Here is an 18,480-nt window from a genome sequence, read left to right on the forward strand (position 1 = left end):
AGGCCGGGAGCGTTGTCGCTTCCGGCCTTCCATCGTTGACGACAGTTCAGATCGCCTCAGAACGCGACCTGCGTGCGCAGCGCGACGGCGTCGAACTTCGAACCGGCATCCACGGGTGAGGTCGCCGAGGCCTGCTTGGCGACGTCGCCATGCAGGTAGTTCAGCATGAAGCGGACGTTGTTGTTGACGTACCAGTTCAGCGCGGCGGTGTAGACGGTCTGCCGTCCACCGGCGACGCCGACGGCCTGGCCGACCTGGTCGTTGAGGTTCATCTGGCTGACGCGGCCCGCAATCTCCCACGCGCCCCAGCCGCCGCCGGCCAGCGAGAACGGATCATGCGGCTTGATACCGCCATAGGAGGCCGTTGACGAGTTGTAGGCGTGGTTCTCGCCGGTCAGCACGTAGCCGACCTGCGCGTATCCGCCGTCGAATTTCAGGCTCGGCGCGCCGAACGGCGGCAGCCCGGTATTCGCGGTGCGGTCGATGTTGAACCAGTAGTATTCGCCCTGCGCGATGAACGGACCGTAGGTCGCCGCCGCCTCGACGCCGTAGACCTGCGCGCCGGAGACGTTGGCGATCGCACCGGTCGAGATCAGTGTGGTCGGATCGATGCGCAGCTCGGGCCGGTCGCTCAGGGTGAGGGTCTGCGCCTGCGTCAGCTGGTTGCGCGGCGGCTGCACCAGCCATTCGGCATCGGCGCCGATATGCACCGAGTAGTCCTTGCCGCTGATCGGATTGCCGGCGACGCGGACCACCGCGCCGTACTGCTCGGATGATCCGGCCGGGGTGACGCTGGAGGCCGAATGAATCTGGCCGGTGGTCGGTCCCGTGGCATAGCCGCCGAGCCAGAGCTGGTCGTTCCACCAGCGGGTACCGATCGCGGAACGGAAGTCGCCGGCCGCGACGTTCTGCGCGATGATGCCGGCCGAGGCGCGCTCCATGAACAGGATGTCGTTGGAGCTGGTCGATTCGTCCATGGTCCAGAGCAGGTCCATGATGCCGGCTTCGATCGCCATCTTGCCGCCAAACGGCTTCAAGCCCGTGTAGCTCAGATAGGCATTCTCGACGCCGGAGGTGCCGCCGCCGGGCAGCGAGCCCGCGGCCGCGCCGCCGAAGCCGTCGGACGAGCCGCCGAAGTCGTAGATCAGCGCGTAATTCCAGTCGCCGAAGAATTTGCCGACGATGCCGATGCGGGCGCGGCGGAGGTTCTCGCCGCTGTCGAGCTTCTGCGGCGAGGTGGCTGCGGTGTTCGGACGATAGTCGTAGCCGCCGACATCCCAGTGCACGCGGCTCGTGATCGCAACGCAGTTCTGTTCATCCGCAGTGCAGATCGTCGGCCGGTTGTTCGGCAGCGTCACCACGACGCCCGACGGCGCGACCGGGCCCTTGACCGGGATCGCGGCGTTGGCGCTTGCGACCCGAGCGGCCTTGGCGTCCGCCGCCTTCGCATTGGCGTTTGCGCTGGCCGCGGTCGCGGTATTGGCATTGGTCTGCTTCTGCAACTTGTCGAGCTTCTGCTCGAGCATCTTGAGCTGCTGCTTCAGCAGCGCGATCTCCGCGTCGCTGCCGCCTCCGGCCGATTGCGCATAGGCCGGCGAGGCGGCGAGCGCCCCCGCAAGGCCGATGGCGATTGCACCAACTTTTGTCGCACCCATTGTGCACCCCTGTTGTGTTTGAATTCCCCACTCACTCACTGAAACGTCCTAGGAGTTGATCGTGACTGACACACGACAGCGCCGCCTGGCATCGCAGTTCCGCTTGTTGTCCGCAGGCAACAAGCGGAGCGGCGCAGTGAGATGACAGTCATCATAGATGCTTGGCGGCGCGCTTCAACGCAGCTCGGGCCGGTTTTGCACCGGTCCGTCGGGGGCCAGTTATCCGGCCGGGCGCCCTTCAATTGCCCGGCGAACACGCCTATATTCCGGCGTTTCCACGAGAGGTGAGAATGCTCCGACCCGTCCGCTTCGCTGCCATATCCGCTCTGTGCACATTGGCTTTCATGGGGAATCATTCCCCGGCCGCAGCTCAGGACCGTCGCGTCCCGGCCTCGCAGGCCGAGCTCCAGTTGTCCTATGCGCCGATCGTGCAGCGGGTGCAGCCGGCGGTGGTCAATGTCTACGCCGCCAAGACGGTGCAGAACCGCAATCCGTTTCTGGACGATCCGATCTTCCGACGCTTCTTCGGCGTCCCGGGGCAGCAGCCCGAGCAGATGCAGCGTTCGCTCGGCTCCGGCGTGATGGTCGACGGCTCGGGCCTCGTGGTCACAAACAATCACGTGATCGAGGGCGCCGACCAGGTGAAGGTCTCGCTCGCCGACAAGCGCGAATACGAGGCCGAGATCGTGCTGAAGGACAGCCGCACCGATCTTGCGGTGCTGCGGCTGAAGGGGACCAACAAGGAGAAGTTCGCCACGCTCGACTTCGCCAATTCGGATCAGCTGCAGGTCGGCGACGTTGTGCTGGCGATCGGTAATCCGTTCGGCGTCGGCCAGACCGTGACGCACGGCATCATCTCGGCGCTGGCGCGTACTCAAGTCGGGATCACGGATTATCAATTCTTCATTCAGACCGACGCCGCGATCAATCCCGGCAATTCCGGCGGCGCGCTGGTCGACATGACCGGGCGGCTCGCCGGCATCAACACCGCGATCTTCTCGCGCTCCGGCGGCTCGCAGGGCATCGGCTTTGCGATTCCCGCCAACATGGTGCGGGTGGTGGTGGCCTCCGCCAAGAGCGGTGGCAAGGCGGTGAAGCGGCCGTGGCTCGGCGCGCGGCTGCAGGCGGTCACGCCGGAGATCGCGGAGACATTGGGGCTGAAGCTGCCGACCGGCGCGCTGGTCGCCAACGTCGCGCCGAACAGCCCGGCGGCGAAGGCCGGGCTCAAACTGTCCGACCTGATCGTCGGGATCGACGGCACGCCGATCGACGATCCCAATGCGTTCGACTACCGCTTCGCGACCCGTCCGCTCGGCGGCAACGCGGAGATCGAGGTGCAGCGCGCCGGCAAGCCGGTGAAGCTCACCGTGCCGCTGGAGACCGCGCCCGATACCAACCGCGACGAGATCGTGCTGACCGCGCGTTCGCCATTCCAGGGCGCCAAGGTCGCCAACATCTCGCCGGCGCTGGCCGATGAGCTGCATCTCGACGCCGGCGCCGAGGGCGTCGTCGTCACCGAGCTCGCCGATGACGGCACCGCCGCCAATGTCGGCTTCCAGAAGGGCGACATCATCCTCGCGGTCAACAACGAGAAGATCGTGCGCACCGGCGACCTCGACAAGGTATCGAAGGCGGGCTCGCGGATCTGGCGCATCACGCTGGTGCGCGGCGGCCAGCAGATCAACGTGACACTCGGCGGATGAGCCCTAAACAACCTCGCGAGGCAAGCAACCTGTTCGCCGCGGCGGGGATGGAGCAGGACGCGCCACACCCGCTGCCGGACCGGCTGCGTCCGCGCACGCTGGCCGACGTGGTCGGCCAGGACCACATCCTCGGCCCCGACGGCGCGCTGACCCGCATGCTGGAGACGCGCACGCTGGGCTCGCTGGTGTTCTGGGGCCCGCCCGGCACCGGCAAGACCACGGTGGCGCGGCTTCTGGCCGACGCCACCGAGCTGCATTTCGAGCAGATCTCCGCGGTGTTCTCCGGCGTCGCCGACCTGAAGAAGGCGTTCGATGCCGCGCGTGCCCGGCGCGAGACCGGCAAGGGCACGCTGCTGTTCGTCGACGAGGTGCACCGGTTCAATCGCGCGCAGCAGGATTCCTTCCTGCCCGTGATGGAGGACGGCACCGTGGTGCTGGTCGGCGCCACCACCGAGAACCCGTCCTTCGAGCTCAACGCGGCGCTCTTGTCGCGTGCCCGCGTGCTGGTGTTTCACTCGCTCGACACCGCGGCGATCGAAAAGCTGTTCGCCAATGCCGAGAAAATCGAGGGCAAGGCGCTGCCGCTCGATGCGGAGGCACGCGCCGTGCTGGTGCGGATGGCCGACGGTGACGGCCGCGCCTCGCTGACATTAGCCGAAGAGGTCTGGCGCGCCGCGCGCAAAGGCGAGGTGTTCAATGCCGAGCAGTTGCAGGCGATCCTGCAGCGCCGCGCCCCGATCTACGACAAGTCGGCCGACGGGCACTACAATCTGATCTCGGCGCTGCATAAATCGGTGCGCGGCTCCGATCCGGATGCGGCGCTGTATTATCTCGCGCGCATGCTCGATGCCGGCGAGGACCCGCTGTTCCTGGCGCGGCGCGTGGTGCGCATGGCGGTCGAGGACATCGGCCTCGCCGATCCGCAGGCGCTGGCGGTCTGCAACGCCGCCAAGGATGCCTATGATTTCCTGGGCTCGCCGGAGGGCGAGCTCGCGATCGCGCAGGCCGTGGTCTATCTCGCCACCGCGCCGAAATCGAACGCGGTCTACACCGCGTTTGGTGCGGCGATGCAGACCGCAAAGCGGGGCGGCTCGCTGCTGCCGCCGAAGCACATCCTGAATTCGCCGACCAAATTGATGAAGTCGGAAGGCTACGGCTCCGGCTATCAATATGATCACGACATGCCAGACGCGTTCTCCGGCCAGGACTATTTCCCGGAAGCGCTGGGACGCCAGACGTTCTACGATCCGCCCGACCGCGGCTTCGAGCGCGAGATCCGCAAGCGGCTGGACTATTGGGCGCGGCTGCGCAAAGAGCGGGGCGGGAGCTAGGCCGCGTACTCATACCGCGTGAATCGATGTCCGCTTGTCCCCCAAGAGCGGCGCGAAAGCGGACGTTGCCGAACTTCCGAGAAGGGCCGGGAGCTGACGTTCAGGCCGCACAATTGCGCCGGCCGGCATACACGAGCCGCCGCTGATTACGGTCGGGCTACTCGCTATTCGGGTAGCCCGGCGAGGCGCAATGGCGTGACGAATGCGTCGAGATCCTTCTGGTGCCGGTAAGGCAATCGCTGAGCCCAGCGACTGGCGGTCAGATTGGGGTGGTTGACCAACATTTTCCTTACCATGACGCGCGCCTCATCCTCATTACCGAGGTTCCAGAGCGCCGCCACAAGAACCGATTGCACGGTCAGCCAGCGTGGCTTCTCACTCAGGACGCGGGAGGCAATGTCTCGCGCCGCAACAAGATCGCCGAGGTGAAACTTCCCCCGCGCCGCGTCGACCATCGATTCGTGGCGGCTAAGTGGGCTGAGCCGCTGCGCCTGCTCCTCATATTGGACGGCTTTTCGGAAATCGCCAGCATAGCTGTGAAACACAGCTGCCATATGATAGGAGCCCGCGCTGTTGGGGCAGAGGGCAATCGCCTTCTCTCCGGCAGCAACGGCATCGTCGTGGCGGCGTTGATACAGGCGCGTATAACCCAGCGTCACGTATGCTTCATCACTGTTCGGGTCGACTGCCAGAGCACGAGCCGCGCACCCCAGTGCCGCTTCGTAGGTTGTCGCCTCGTCCTTTTCCCAACCAAAGCGCGCCTGGTCGGTCAATGTGAACCCCAACAGACCAAGCGCCGGCGTAAAAGCGGGGTTGATCTCCAACGCCCGTTCGAGCTCGCTGCGTGCTTGTGCATGAGTGTGCTTGGCAAAGTTGACGTATAGGGTTCGACCCTTGAGGAAATGCTCGTACACTAACGGGCTGCCAGAGCGTTTGCGCCACACCCGCACCTCTTCGCCAAACGTCAACCGGACCTCGAGCGCGGCGACGATGTCCTGCGTTATCCGGTCCTGAAGCTCGAACACGTCGTCGAGGTCGCCCTCGAAACGGTCTGCCCAGACGTGGCCCCCGTTCAGGCTGTCGATCAATTGTGCCGCCAATCTCACTCGATTGCCGGCTTTGCGAACGCTCCCTTCCAGCACATAGCGAGCGCCGAGCATTCGGCCGATTTCACGGATGTCCCGAACCTGTCCTTTGAACACGAAACTCGAATTGCGGGCAATGACCAGCAGCTCCTGAATCTTCGACAATGTGGTCAGCACGTCTTCAGCGATACCGTCGGCAAAATATTCTTGCTCGGGGTCGCCGCTCATATTCTGGAACGGCAGCACGGCGATGGAAGGCTTGTGTGGGAGTGGAGGGGCCGCACTTGGCCTCTCGGTCGACGTGCTATGCGCTTCCGCGCTTACCGCGTAAGCGCGGACCGGCTTGGTGATGTTCTTGAGCTGCTGCTCGCCGCGATCCTCGAAGCCAATGTCCAGCTTGCCTTCGACCTCGCTGTGGACCTTGCCAGAGATCAGGATGCCGCCCGGATCGGCAACGCTTTCGAGCCGGGCCGCGATGTTGATCCCTTCACCGTAAACATCGCCCTGCTCGTCAACGATCACGTCGCCGAGATTGATGCCGATCCTCAGTTGAAGGGTGCTTTCGTGTGAGGCGAGGTGTTCCTGAATTTCCAGCCCGCACTTAACGGCCGATAGCGGGCTCGCAAATTCGGCGAGGATGCCGTCACCAGTGGTCTTGATGAGGCGGCCCCCATGGCAGCCGAAGCTAGGCTCGATCACCTCCCGCCTGAGCCGCCCGATTTTCGTATAGGTGGCCTCTTCGGCCCGTTCCATGAGCGCGGAATAGCCGACAACATCCGCGGCCAAGATGGCCGCCAACCGCCGTTGAACGTGCTCTTGGGGCAAGCCCGCCCCCTGTTCAAGATTAATTAGCGGGCATCAAATCACACCAATGGGTTGCTCCGCCAGCTTCTTTCCGGACCGGAAGTGGTCACGGCCGGGCCAACCCGCACTACACCAGAAGGCAATACCCTCGGGTGACGGCTGTGCTCCGAAAAACAGGACCGCCCATTGCCGGGGACCGGAGCAGGCGTTCGCCATCGGGCAGTCACGCGTGGTGTTAGTCGCGCTTCGGCGCGCGGCGACTGTGGTGTTGTGGAAGGCGGGACGCAACACCACAGTTCCGGTTCGGGTCAATTGCCGCCCATAGCGACCGAACCGGGGGATTTCCGCTTCACCTCGAAGAGCCGACGTCGCCAATGGTCATGCAGATCGTCAGCTATGGGCCAATTCCGGACCTCGAGCCTTACTAGGGATCTCGTTGGAGCCTGAACACTGTCTGCAGGAGTCCCTTCACCGCCTCGCGGGCCGCAGCTGCAGCGGCTTCGTTGTAACTGATGTAAGGATCGGTCTGTACGCAAGGGTCCGCGTACGTAAACGGCTCGCCGGTCTCGGCATTTATGATGATGCCGAGAGGCTGTTCCTTCAACTTACACGCACGTACAGTCTGCGCCCCCTTCAATACGGTCGGTGTCTTCGGTGCGAGCGGGTTATCGAAGACGTGGTGTGCGCCAGGGAATTCGATCAGCCTGGCGTCCTTGCCGGCGGCGCGGAGGCGTTCGAAATAGGAACGGCAAGGAGCTACTGGGTTATAGTCGTCTGCCGTGCCATGGAACTGTCGGATGGGCGCCGTGCTGACTTCGGTGTCGCCGATGATCGCGATACTGCATGACGCATAGAACGGAATGTACGCCGCAAATTCGATGCCTGGATGCCAAGTCTGCTGGAAGCGCGTAAAGCTGGCAGCCAGCACGGCTTGTCCGCCGCGCGAGAACCCCATCGGCACAATGCGTGTCGGGTCGATCCTGGGATGATCGATGAGCACGTCGTAGGCCCGGTACACATCCAGCACCATGTTGAACCGTCCGAGTTGTTCCTGATCGGGATTTACGTCGACCAAACCACGTCCGGAGAAGCTGTCGATCACGAAGGACGCGATCCCCATCTCATTGAAGTACTTCGCCCAGAATTCCTCGCGAGAGCCTGTGCCTCCCGACCCATGTACGAGGATGACCGCCGGCAAACGGTCCGAAGCGCCTCGCGGCAGCCGCAACTCCCCGGCGAGCGTGACGGCCTTTCCGTCCTTGTCGCCTGTGAGAAACTGTTGATCCGTCAGTGTCAGGCTTTCGAACGAGCGCAATTCCCTGCGTGCCACCAAGTCATCGAGTGCAGGCATAGCGCCCTCCCAGATTGTTTGCCTCAGCTACGCACTTACAACTATGTGTTCGGCGGCTATTGATAAAGACTGGGGGCTCGGTTGCGTTGTGTGCATGGGGTATTGCGGCTCAGCCTCCATGTTGGGCAGTCGGCGCAAAATGGTGACCGAATGTCTGCTCGGGGTCATGAACGACAAAACTCAAGGTAAGCATATAGGTCCGCTTTCGGGTGCATAGCGACCAGTTGAGCCTGACAGCCGAGCCATTGACAGGCTCGCCGCCAACTACCTTGCATTTGTTCAACCCGCGTCGATCCGGTTGTGGCTGCGCCTTAATGAGTCCGCGTCCTAGACGAGAGGCTGCGGCCGCGAATAACGCGCGTTCCCGTTCCCGCCCGCTAGCGTGGGAGCGTCAGTTGCAGAAGCCCGCAAATGTGCACGGCCCTGGGCGAGGGACACTTGCGCGACTTCGGAATATTAGAAATGTATCCCTGAGTTGCCCGACGTGTCAAGTTGCTTGATCGAATGCCGGCCCGCGCCGGCTACTTTGCATGGGGTTGTTTTCGATTTTTTGGCAGCGCCCGCTGCGACGGCCCATAACTTCATAGTGCTCTAGCGCGTCACTTGACGCTCTTCACGAAGTCCAGAATCTCATTCGTCAGCCGCGTGTCCGGCGTGTTGATCGCGTAGACCTCCGACGTGTGGCTGTGCTGCGGCAGCATGAAGCTGCGGGCGCAGCCGCTCGGCCGCTTGCAGCTGGCCTGCTTCAACAGTTCGAACTGCTCGACGAAGCGCGGCGGATCGAGCTCGGCGGCGGTGATCAGGAACGGGATCGGGCTTGCGATCAGGCCCTGCAGCGAGGAGCGTTCAGCGTAGCGCGACGGGTCGGAGCCGTAATAGGCGAGCTCGGCATCGCCGGCGGGCGAAGCGGTCAGATCGTAGATGCCCGACACCATGATCGCGCCGGCAAGGCCGCCGCCCTTCACCTTGTGGAATTCGCTGTGGGAGACATAGCTCGCGACATGGACCGCGCCGGCCGACTGGCCCATCAGGAAGATGCGCTTGGGGTCGCCGCCGCGGGCGGCGATGTTCTCCGAGACCCACTGCACGATCGCGCCCATGTCTTCGGCGCCTGCCGGCCACGGAGAGGCCGGCGCCAGGCGGTAGGTGGCATTGACGCCGACAAAGCCGCTCTTGGTGGCCCACAGCATGACGTTGTCGTAGAACGGGCTGCCGGGGTTGCGCTTGTTGCCGGCGACGAAGCCACCGCCGTGGATGTAGATCAGCACCGGCTGCGCCGCCGCCGACGAGTCGGGCGTGAACACGTCGAGCAGATGGCGGTCGGCGGGGCCATACTTGGCGTCGCGCTCGACCTTGACGCCCTGGTAGGGCTCCTTCTGCTGCAGCGGTCCGTAGAGCGCGGCCGTCTTGGGCGGGTCGATGACGCGGCCGAGTTCCAGCAGCTTCCAGGCCAGATCTTCCGGCATCGGGCTTTGCTGGGCCAGCGCGGGGCCCGTGAGCAACAGGGCCGCCGCCAAAGCCGATACTGCCAGTCTCATTCCAGGGTCCCCCTCGATTGCGTGCGCGGCCGAACATGGCCGATGTTGCGCCGGATTGGTACCGATTCGCCGTGACGATTCGCGGCAATTGCGCTAGGCACAATGCAGGTCTGGAGCCGAAAAATCACCATGAGCCGCCGCATCAAGAGAACCACATCGCCGGGCGATCGCGCCAAGGGGCGTGACAAGGGCCGTGACTGGGACCGCGCAGGCGATCGTGGCAAGGAGCGCACCAAGACCGGGTCGGCGCAACGCAGCCGCAAGCCGGACGATCGCAAGTCCGGTGAGCGCAAGTCCAGTGACCGCAAGTCCGGCGAACGTCCGTTCGCGCACCGTGCGCCGGCCAAGCCGCCGCGCTTCGCCGAGCCGCGCCGCGACCGCGAGGTGCGGGTCGAGCCCTCCGCTGCCAAGCAAGCGAACGAGCAGCAATTGCCGACCAAGGTGCAAACCGTCGTCGTCACTGCCGACGAGGACAACATGCGCGTCGACCGCTTCCTCGAGGCGCGGTTTCCGGGCCTGTCGTTCTCCCATATCCAGCGCATCGTCCGGAAGGGCGAACTCAGGGTCAACGGCAAGCGCGCTGATTCCAAGGACCGGCTGGAGGAGGGCCAAAGCGTACGGATTCCGCCGCTGCGGCTCGACACGCCGAAGACGTCAGGCACGCTGTCGGAGGCCGAGGCGAAGACGCTGCAGGCGCTGAAGGACATGACGCTGTACGAGGACGACGACGTGCTGGTGCTGAATAAGCCCGTCGGTCTCGCCGTGCAGGGCGGCTCCGGCATGACGCGCCATGTCGACCAGATGCTGGAGGTGATGCGCGACGCCAAGGGGCAGAAGCCGCGCCTGGTGCATCGTATCGACCGGGAGACATCGGGCTGCCTGCTGATCGCCAAGACGCGTTTCGCTGCATCGTTCCTCACCGGCGCGTTCCGTCATCGCTCCGCGCGCAAGATCTACTGGGCGCTGGTCGCCGGCGTGCCGAAGCCGAAGCAGGGCCGGATCTCGACCTACCTCGCCAAGGAGGAGAGCGAGGAGGACAGCATCATGCGGATCGCCGAGCATGGCGACGAGGGCGCAAGCCACGCCGTGACCTATTACGCCGTGGTCGAGGCCTCGGCGACCAAGCTCGCCTGGGTCTCGCTCAAACCGGTGACCGGCCGCACCCATCAATTGCGCGCCCACATGGCGCATATCGATCATGCCATCGTCGGCGACCCGAAATATTTCAACAAGGAGAACTGGCAGCTGCCGGGCGGCTTGCAGAACCGGCTGCATCTGCTGGCCCGCCGCATCGTGATTCCGCATCCACGCGGCGGCGTGATCGATGTCAGCGCGCCGCTGCCGCCGCACATGCTGCAATCCTGGAATCTGCTCGGGCTCGAGGCCGACCGCTTCGACCCGATCGAGAACGCGCCCGAGGAGTGACGGCGGACGCCGCCTCCCGATATCCGTCGCGGACAGCAAGAACGATCAAAGCGGCTCACTCTGCCGCGGCTATGTTGCCGCGCGCCGGGCACTGCCGGCATGCAACATCAAAGAGGCTGTCCATGACCGGGACCTGGCTACGCGTCGCGCTTTTCCTGATCGGCTCGGCTGTCGCTTCGGCGGCGGCGCATGCCGAGACCCTGGTGCTCCGCGGCGCCACGCTTTACGCATCGGCCGATGCTGCCGCGCTGCCGGATGCGACGATCGTGATTGCGGACGGCGTGATCAGCGCGGTCGGCAAGTCCGGCGACGTCAAGGTACCTTCGGATGCTCGCCTGATCGATTGTAACGGCAAGACGGTTGTTGCCGGGTTCTGGAACAGCCATGTGCACTTCACGGAACATGTCTGGCACAATGCCGGCGAGGCGCCGGCCGCGCCGCTGACGCAGCACATGCAGGAGATGTTGACGCGCTGGGGCTTTACGACGGTCTGGGACCTCGGCTCCGATCCACGGAACACGCTGCCGCTGCGCAAGCGCATCGCAGCAGGTGAGGTCGCCGGTCCCAACATCCTGCTCGCCGGCAACGTATTTCCCAAGGGCGGCCACCCGGTCTACCTGCCGCCCGAAATTCAGCTCCCCGAAGCTGCGACGCCCGAGGAGGCGGCGAAGTGGGCGCGCGACTGGCTCGCGATGGGCGAGGACGGCATCAAGCTGTTCACCGGCGCGTTCATGGGCGACAAGCCGGTCATCAACATGGACCCGGCGATTGCCAAAGCAGCCGTCGATATCGCGCATGCGCAGGGCAAGCCGGTGTTCGCGCATCCGCAGAACAAGGTCGGCGTGGAGACGGTGATCGCGTCCGATGTCGACGTGCTGGCGCACACGACGCCCAGCGAGCGCAGCTACACGGATGACCAACTGGCGCGGTTCAAGGCGCAGGGGACTGCGCTGATTCCGACGCTGGGGCTGTTCACCACCGTCGTGCTGGATCCCAACGTCACAAATCGTCTGGTCGCGGCGACCGTCAATCAGCTCAAGCAGTTCTCGGAGAATGGCGGCACCGTGCTGTTCGGTACCGATGTCGGCTTCACCAAGCAATACGACACCGCGCAGGAATTCCAGCTGATGCACCGCGCTCTGTCGGAACGCCAGGTGCTGGCCTCGCTGACGACCAATCCGGCGCGGTTCTTCAAGGCCGCGAAGAAGGGCAAGGTCGAACAGGGCTTTGACGCCGATCTCGTGGTGCTCGACGGCGATCCGCTCAGCGACGTCGCCAATCTCGCGAAGGTGAACAGCACGATCCGCGCGGGTCACGTGATCTATCAGAAGCCGTGATGGCCGTCGGGTGAGCGGCCGCGTCGATCTATTTGGCAGGAAGGCGCAAGGTGGCGAGATCCGAGCCGACAATCGTCGTGCCGGTGAATCCGCCTGCCTCAGCGGCGGCGCGGTAGTCCGCCTCGGTGAGCGCGCCGCCGGGCACCTTGTAGGGGCCGTGGTGCGTCGCCCCGACTTGCGGCGCGAGGTGGGTCAGCATCAAATATTTGGCGCCGGCGCGCTTTGCCATGGCGCCAAGGTCGGGCGTCAGGCTCTGGCGATAGAAGACGGGCGGCGGCATGCCGCTATCGCGGTCCGGACCCATCACCGGATGCATGGTCGAGTGCACGATCACGTCGGCGCCTTGGGCCAGCTTCTCGACTTGCGCTGACGTCGACGTCGGGCGCGGCGGGGCCACACTGTCATTGCTGGCATCGCCGCCGATCACGACGCTGCCGGCCGGCGTGTCGACGCGATAGGAAGCATGGCCTGCGACGTGGGTCGAGCGGATCGCGCTGACCCTGACGTCGCCCTTCGACCAGATCACCTGCGGCTCGTCCTTCGGCTCGAACGTGACGAGATGCACGAGCTCCGCTGGTCCGCCCGCCAATCGTCGCTTGTCCTCTGAAACCCGCTGCGCGATTTCGCCGGATTGAATGAAGGCGTCGCCGATATGCGCGACAAACTTGCCGCAGCTCAAGGTGAAGCCGAGCGGTGAGGGTGCATCGCTGCTGCAGACGACATCGACCTTGGCCCCGCCGGAACTCCAGTTCCAGCGCGCGAGCAGCAGGTCGACGAGGCCCTCGGTGTGATCCGAGTGCATATGCGTGAGGAAGACGGCGTCGATCTCGCCGGGATCGACGTTCAGTTGCGACAGCCGCAGTTCGGTGCCGCGGCCTGCGTCGAACTGCAGCTTCAGCGTACCGCAATCGGCACTGTCGTCGCCGTAGCGCACAAGCGTGCCGGCGCCCGCAACGCCATTGAGCAAGGCGGGACCGCTCATGGTGCCTGTCAAGGTGACGGTCAGGCAGGGCGCCGATTGGGCGGGAAGCGGCAGCAGCAGCCAGATCAGGGCCAGCAAGGGTATCGGCAGAATGAGGCGCCGCATGTGGTCGGCTCCCGCGTTGTTCCGGTGATCAGCGAGACTGCCAAAGCCGGCGCCACATCACAACGCTCGCTGCGCGGCATCGAGGTGTTGTGATCACGCGGCCCGTTAGTCCCACCGCACGGTACGACGCGCTCAAAGCATCAGCTTGTAGCCGAGATGGCTGCCGACGAATCCCAATCGCTCATAGAAGCGGTGCGCGTCGGGGCGCGCCTTGTCGGTGGTGAGCTGCACGAGATCGCAGCCTCTCGCTCTGCATTGATCGATCGCCCACTCGAACATCTGCTGCCCGACGCCCGAACTGCGATGCGTCTCGGCAATCCGGACCGCCTCGATCTGGCCGCGCCATGCGCCCAGGCGCGCCATTCCGGGAATGAAGCTGAGCTGAAGGGTCCCGATCACCGCGTCGTTCAGGGTTGCCACGGCCAGCAATTGGTTGGGATCGGCGAGGATGGCATCGAATGCGTCGACATATCGCGGGTTGGGCGGCGAGCTCGGATCCTCGCGCTGCTGCCCCAGGACGTCGTTGGCGAGGAGCGCGACGATAGCCGGAAGGTCGGCGGGCTGAGCCTGGCGGAAAACGATTGATGTCATTGAACAGGATTTCCAGAGACGAGGTCGGTGTCGCACGTTACAGGCTCGCGCAGGTCATGAACATCCAGCCCGGCGCAAACGAAATCCGCCGGCCTTTCGGGCCGGCGGATTGTTGTTGCGCAAGGTGCGGTCGTCAGTTGTTCCAGTTGCCGCCCTGGTCGTTGCCGTCACCGTGGTGATGGCCGCCACCGTCGAAGTCGAAGAAGTCGAACAGGTCGCTGAGCGCCGGGCTGTTGACCGGAACATAGGGATTGCCGGGCGTCGCAACCGGGTTCGGGTAGTTGTCGCGGCTGCGGTGCGTGATCGGCTCCAGGCGCCAATTCCGCTCGATGAATTTGATGATCGAGACGTGATCGGCATATTCATGCGAGATGTGGCCTTGCCGCAAGAACGGCGACACCACGATCAGCGGAATACGGGTGCCGTCGCCGAAATAATCGAGCGGCTGCACATAGCCGGAGTCGAAGTAGCCGCCGCCTTCGTCGAAGGTGATGAAGATCGCGGTGTCCTTCGCATAGTCCGAGGCCTGGACCTGGTCGACGATCTTCTTGGTGAAGCCCTCGAACAAATTGAGCTTGGAGGACGACGGGTGACCGTCGGTGAAGCCGCTCGGCTTGACGATGGAGACCGCCGGCAGCGTGTGCTTGGAAAGGTCGGAGTAGAGATCAACCGAATCCTTGATATGGGCTGCGACCTGGTCCGGGTGCGACATGATCGAGGTGTCGTACTGGAACGGGTTGCAGATGTTGCAGTACTCGTCGGCGTTCGGACCGGCTACGCCCCAGTTAAGCTGGTAGGGATCGTTGACGTAGTTGTTCCACTGGTCGCCGTAATACTTCCAGGAGATGTTCCGCTCGTTCAGGCTGTCGCCGATGCTCTTGCGGGTCGACGGCGGAATCGTGAACGGGGTGTTGGACGGATTGGTGTCGGTGTAGGCGTTCTTGCCGTTGCCGAAGTAACCGGGATTGTAGTTGTTCAAGAGATAGTAGTGGCCCGGTTCGCAGTTCGCGTTGATGTGGATCCCCTTCAGGTAGTCCAGGATCGGCTTGACGCCGGGCTGGCCCGGATCCGAGCAGTCGCTGTAGGAGCCGCCGCCGGACACCGGGCTCGTCTGGAAGGGCGGCGGGAAGCCGCCATTGCCGCCGGCGCCGTAACCGTCCTCGGTGTACCAGTTGTTGGTGCCTGAAGCCGGATTCGGATTCTCGATCTGATGGACGATGCCGGCGTCGGGCGTGCCGCCGAACACCTGCGTGCCGTTCGGCGGCACGGCGGCGTTGCCGTAGGTGTCGCTGAAGTAGAGCATGTCGGCATGGCCGAACATGATGTGGTTGGCGCCGGTGCCGCCGTTGACGGACTGGTGGAAGTTGTCGCTCATCGCGTATTTCTGCGCCAGCGACGTGAAGTAGGGCACGTCGCCCTTCTGCACGTTGTAGAAGCCGAGCGCCGTCGAGCCTTCACCCGTGGTCGTCGCCGTCGGCGAATAGTCCGTGGAGAAGTTGGAGGGCTGCGCCGCGCCGTTGGCGCCGGCGCCGACGGTCACTTCGACCCAGGCGAACAGATTGCCGCCGCAGCCGGACGGATTGTCGCGGCTCGCCGCCGAGTGACTGCAGTTGAGCTGCTGCCACATCTGGTAGAAGCGATGCACCGGGCTTGCCGAATAGGAGTCGTAAGGCATCGCATCGGTGTTGGTGAGCTGGAACGGTCCGGCCGGCAGCGCGCTGACATTGGTGATGCGCTGGTCGGGGGTCTGCGAGGTCTGACCGGTGCCGCCGGACAGCAGGAACTGATAGTACTCGGACGGCAGGCCGGATTCCGACTGCTGCGCCAGCACGAGCGACGCCTCACAGGTGGTGATCGGCGAGCTGCCGCATTTGTTCGGGATGTAGGAGACCTTGGGGCCGCCGACCAGCGGAGCCGGCAGTTGATCCTTGGGGAAGTTCTGCTTCGGCGGGCTCAGCAGGAAGGCATCGTTCAGGCCGGTATCCGTCGCTGCCTGCTGGTGCGCCTTCTCGAAATTGGGCCCGGGGATCGCGTTCTTGTTGTGATCGAGCTTGACGATGCCCTGCGAGAGCAGGTTGAACACGCTCTGGTCGTGCCGTTCGGGCACGTAGGTCGCGAACACGTGGTCGAAGCTGCGGTTCTCGCCGATGATGACGATCACGTGCTTGATCGGCGAGCGGGTCCCGTGTCCACCGTGATGATCCCAGTCCTGCGCAAGCACCGGGCCGGCGGTGAACTGGCCTAGCGCAAGTGCGCTGAGGGTGAGGCGGCAACCTTGCAGCCAACGTGACTTGTGCCTGTCGCGCATTAAAGCTCTCCTTTTTGCTGGTTGAGCGGCTTGGTGGAACTTGCGGTGTCGCGCGGCACGACCTTGATCCGTCCCATCATGCCGCCGTCTTCATGCTCGAGGACGTGGCAGTGGTAGACGAAGGTGCCGACGATGTTGGGATCGCGAAAATCCATGCGCAGGCGCACGCTCGGATATTTCAGCATCCGGGTGTTGTAGTAGGGGACGTTGACGGTATCGCGCAGGAACGGCTCGTTGACTGCGACGCCGGACCAGTCGCGCAGCTGGAAGTGAAGCTGGTGGATGTGGAAATCATGCAGCTCCATCGAGCGGTTCTCGATGATCCAGTCCTCGACGTCGCCCTGCCTCACGGTGATGTCGGGAATGTCCGATTGCGGATCGAACGGTTTTGGCGTCTCGCCATCGAGGGTCATGAAGAACTTGGTCGGGCTGTTCGGATCGTTCGGGTTCTCCGGCTGTTCGGAGAAGAACAGTTTTCTGACGCGCACCGGCGCGACGTTCCCGACCCACGGCCGCTCTGGTTTCGGAAGCGGCTCGGCGTGAGCTGGCAGCGCAGCCTGCGGCTCGCCGGCATTGGCCGAGGCCGTGATCGCCAGCAGCGCGCGGTTGGGGTCGTTCTCGCCGGCGGGTCCAGTGTCGACCGCGCGCGTCACCAGCAGGGCCGAGCTGCCGGCCGGCGGTCCTTCGACGATGAATTCGGCGCGCGAGCCCGGCGGCAGGCCGATATGGTTGACCCATTGCACTGGCGGCGAAGGGCTGCCGTCGAACTGTAGCGGCACGCCATCGAGTCCGACGATACCGATCTGTTGCGGCGTGCGGTCGACCAGCAGCGCGAGGTTGAGATAGGTGATCGCGGACGCGTTCAGCACACGCCAGAGCTGCCGCTCGCCCGGCTTCATCGTCAGCCTGGCCGGCGGGTAGGTCGGATAGGGCACCGGCACGAAGTTGACCGAGAGGTCCTTCGACGGTTTGCCGAAGCCGGTGCCGGAGTTGGCGACGTCACCGTCATTGTCGAGCTGGCTCTTGGTCATGACCGGCTCGAACTTCGACGGCGGCGCGTCGGGATTGACGAGATCCTGGTCGCGGATCACGAGCACGCGCTCGGGCAGGCCGGCAAGCTGTGGATCGGCGCGTTCGATGCCCTCGATGATGATGGCGCCGGAGGCGCCGCCGAGCACCTGCGTCTTGCTGAAGCCGTGCAGATGCGGGTGATACCAATAGAGGCCGGGCGGTGCGTCGTCCGGAATCCGCAGGCGGTATTCGAACGGTGCGTCGTCGGGCTGGATCGAGGTCTTCAGCACGCCATCCTGATGGCAGACCGGCGGCACGGTCAGGCCATGGAAGTGCAGATTGGTCGAGATCGGCGTCATCGCGCCGCTCGCGCAAACATCGGCCTGTTTTCGCGTCGTGCAGATCGGCGCGCCGGCGAGCGGGCGGTCGATCGCAGGCGTTGTCGTATCAAGGTCGACGAGGTCGTTCTTGAAATGGATGACCAGCTGATCGCCCGGCCTCACGCGCAGGGTCGGCGACGGCTTGCCGTCCGGTGTCAGATAGCAATAGCGGCTCGTTCCATCAGGCAGCTTCTGATCGTGGATGCCGAGGTCGGTTTCCAGCATGCCGTCGCGGCTGCGCAACTCGGCAGGTTCATCGATCGCGCTTCCGGGCTCGGGCCGTGCGCAGACATCGCGTTGCGTTTGCGGCGCATCCTGAAGGCCGGTTGCGCCGAGCCACGCCATCGCGCCGCTCGCAGCAAGCCCGAGGCAGGCCGCGGCGATGACACAACAAACGGTCGAAAGTCGTCGTGCCACGCCGCCCTGCCAATACGTCGACACAGGCGCGCAAACGCGCACGGACGCCTCACGTGACGTCAGTCCACGTCTTGCGACCGCAATGGTCGACAAATGCTTCTGTTTGGTATCGGGACGCTAGCCGCGCGTTGTTGCCGGAATCTGGCAGGTTCTTAACACGCAGATGACAGAAACTTGCGGCACTTCGACGCGGAGCGAGCGTGCGATGTTCAAACTCGCTGAGCGATCAATCGGATGGATCATTCACGGACCGAATTGCGGAGAAAGCAGGACGCGAAGGCAACCCTCAGATATTTTTCCGTCGCGATCCTGTCGCCTGTCCGGAACCAGGGCAGGGCACGGTCTGACGAACACACGTTGCCCGTGCACGGGACGTGCCGGCCCCGGCAATTTGCGAAGCGGTTCAAAGCGGTCGAATGGGCGAGTCGGTTTGGCTATCCAAACGGACCGCTTTGAT

At 64.3% G+C, this 18,480-nt stretch carries 12 protein-coding genes; 4 read left to right on the forward strand and 8 right to left on the reverse strand.

The window, feature by feature from the left end:
- Positions 1–56 precede the first annotated feature (56 nt).
- Positions 57–1,655, reverse strand: a complete 1,599-nt coding sequence (locus XH92_RS20915; RefSeq protein ID WP_194460846.1) for an OprO/OprP family phosphate-selective porin — start codon at positions 1,653–1,655, stop codon at positions 57–59.
- Between the two features lie 344 nt (positions 1,656–1,999).
- Between XH92_RS20915 and XH92_RS20920 the strand changes: the two genes are divergently transcribed.
- Both XH92_RS20920 and XH92_RS20925 read left to right on the forward strand, forming a co-directional pair.
- Positions 2,000–3,358 (forward strand): DegQ family serine endoprotease, encoded by a 1,359-nt coding sequence (locus XH92_RS20920; protein ID WP_194460847.1) that lies wholly within the window; start codon positions 2,000–2,002, stop codon positions 3,356–3,358.
- Positions 3,355–4,689: a replication-associated recombination protein A gene (locus XH92_RS20925; protein WP_194460848.1), complete on the forward strand. Its 1,335-nt coding sequence runs from the start codon at positions 3,355–3,357 to the stop codon at positions 4,687–4,689. The genes XH92_RS20920 and XH92_RS20925 overlap by 4 nt, the downstream gene beginning before the upstream one ends.
- Positions 4,690–4,853: 164 nt before the next feature.
- Here the strand turns inward: XH92_RS20925 and XH92_RS20930 are convergent, their stop codons facing one another.
- The 3 genes from XH92_RS20930 to XH92_RS20940 form a co-directional block, all read right to left on the reverse strand.
- Positions 4,854–6,560: an adenylate/guanylate cyclase domain-containing protein gene (locus XH92_RS20930; protein WP_246788508.1), complete on the reverse strand. Its 1,707-nt coding sequence runs from the start codon at positions 6,558–6,560 to the stop codon at positions 4,854–4,856.
- A 442-nt stretch (positions 6,561–7,002) separates the two neighbouring features.
- A complete protein-coding gene (locus XH92_RS20935; RefSeq protein WP_194460849.1) occupies positions 7,003–7,929 on the reverse strand; it encodes a dienelactone hydrolase family protein in 927 nt (308 codons plus the stop codon).
- A gap of 599 nt (positions 7,930–8,528) precedes the next feature.
- A complete protein-coding gene (locus XH92_RS20940; RefSeq protein ID WP_194460850.1) occupies positions 8,529–9,467 on the reverse strand; it encodes an alpha/beta hydrolase in 939 nt (312 codons plus the stop codon).
- A 129-nt stretch (positions 9,468–9,596) separates the two neighbouring features.
- On the opposite strand from XH92_RS20940, the gene XH92_RS20945 reads away from it, so the two are divergent.
- Entirely contained in the window at positions 9,597–10,892 is a 1,296-nt protein-coding gene (locus XH92_RS20945) for an RluA family pseudouridine synthase (protein ID WP_194460851.1), read from the forward strand.
- A 122-nt stretch (positions 10,893–11,014) separates the two neighbouring features.
- A complete protein-coding gene (locus XH92_RS20950) occupies positions 11,015–12,229 on the forward strand; it encodes an amidohydrolase family protein (RefSeq protein ID WP_194460852.1) in 1,215 nt (404 codons plus the stop codon).
- A 28-nt stretch (positions 12,230–12,257) separates the two neighbouring features.
- Here XH92_RS20950 and XH92_RS20955 read toward each other — a convergent pair whose 3' ends face one another.
- The 4 genes from XH92_RS20955 to XH92_RS20970 all read right to left on the reverse strand — a co-directional run bounded on the left by XH92_RS20955 (position 12,258) and on the right by XH92_RS20970 (position 18,023).
- Positions 12,258–13,316, reverse strand: a complete 1,059-nt coding sequence (locus XH92_RS20955) for an MBL fold metallo-hydrolase (protein WP_194460853.1) — start codon at positions 13,314–13,316, stop codon at positions 12,258–12,260.
- Positions 13,317–13,448: 132 nt separating this feature from the next.
- The gene (locus XH92_RS20960) at positions 13,449–13,907 is read right to left on the reverse strand and encodes a GNAT family N-acetyltransferase (protein WP_194460854.1); all 459 of its coding nucleotides are present in this window, start codon (positions 13,905–13,907) and stop codon (positions 13,449–13,451) included.
- A 133-nt stretch (positions 13,908–14,040) separates the two neighbouring features.
- Entirely contained in the window at positions 14,041–16,215 is a 2,175-nt protein-coding gene (locus XH92_RS20965; RefSeq protein ID WP_194460855.1) for an alkaline phosphatase family protein, read from the reverse strand.
- Positions 16,215–18,023 (reverse strand): multicopper oxidase family protein, encoded by a 1,809-nt coding sequence (locus tag XH92_RS20970; RefSeq protein ID WP_210345567.1) that lies wholly within the window; start codon positions 18,021–18,023, stop codon positions 16,215–16,217. The genes XH92_RS20965 and XH92_RS20970 overlap by 1 nt, the downstream gene beginning before the upstream one ends.
- Positions 18,024–18,480 lie beyond the last annotated feature (457 nt).

The organism is Bradyrhizobium sp. CCBAU 53421 (genome assembly GCF_015291625.1).
GTDB lineage: Bacteria > Pseudomonadota > Alphaproteobacteria > Rhizobiales > Xanthobacteraceae > Bradyrhizobium.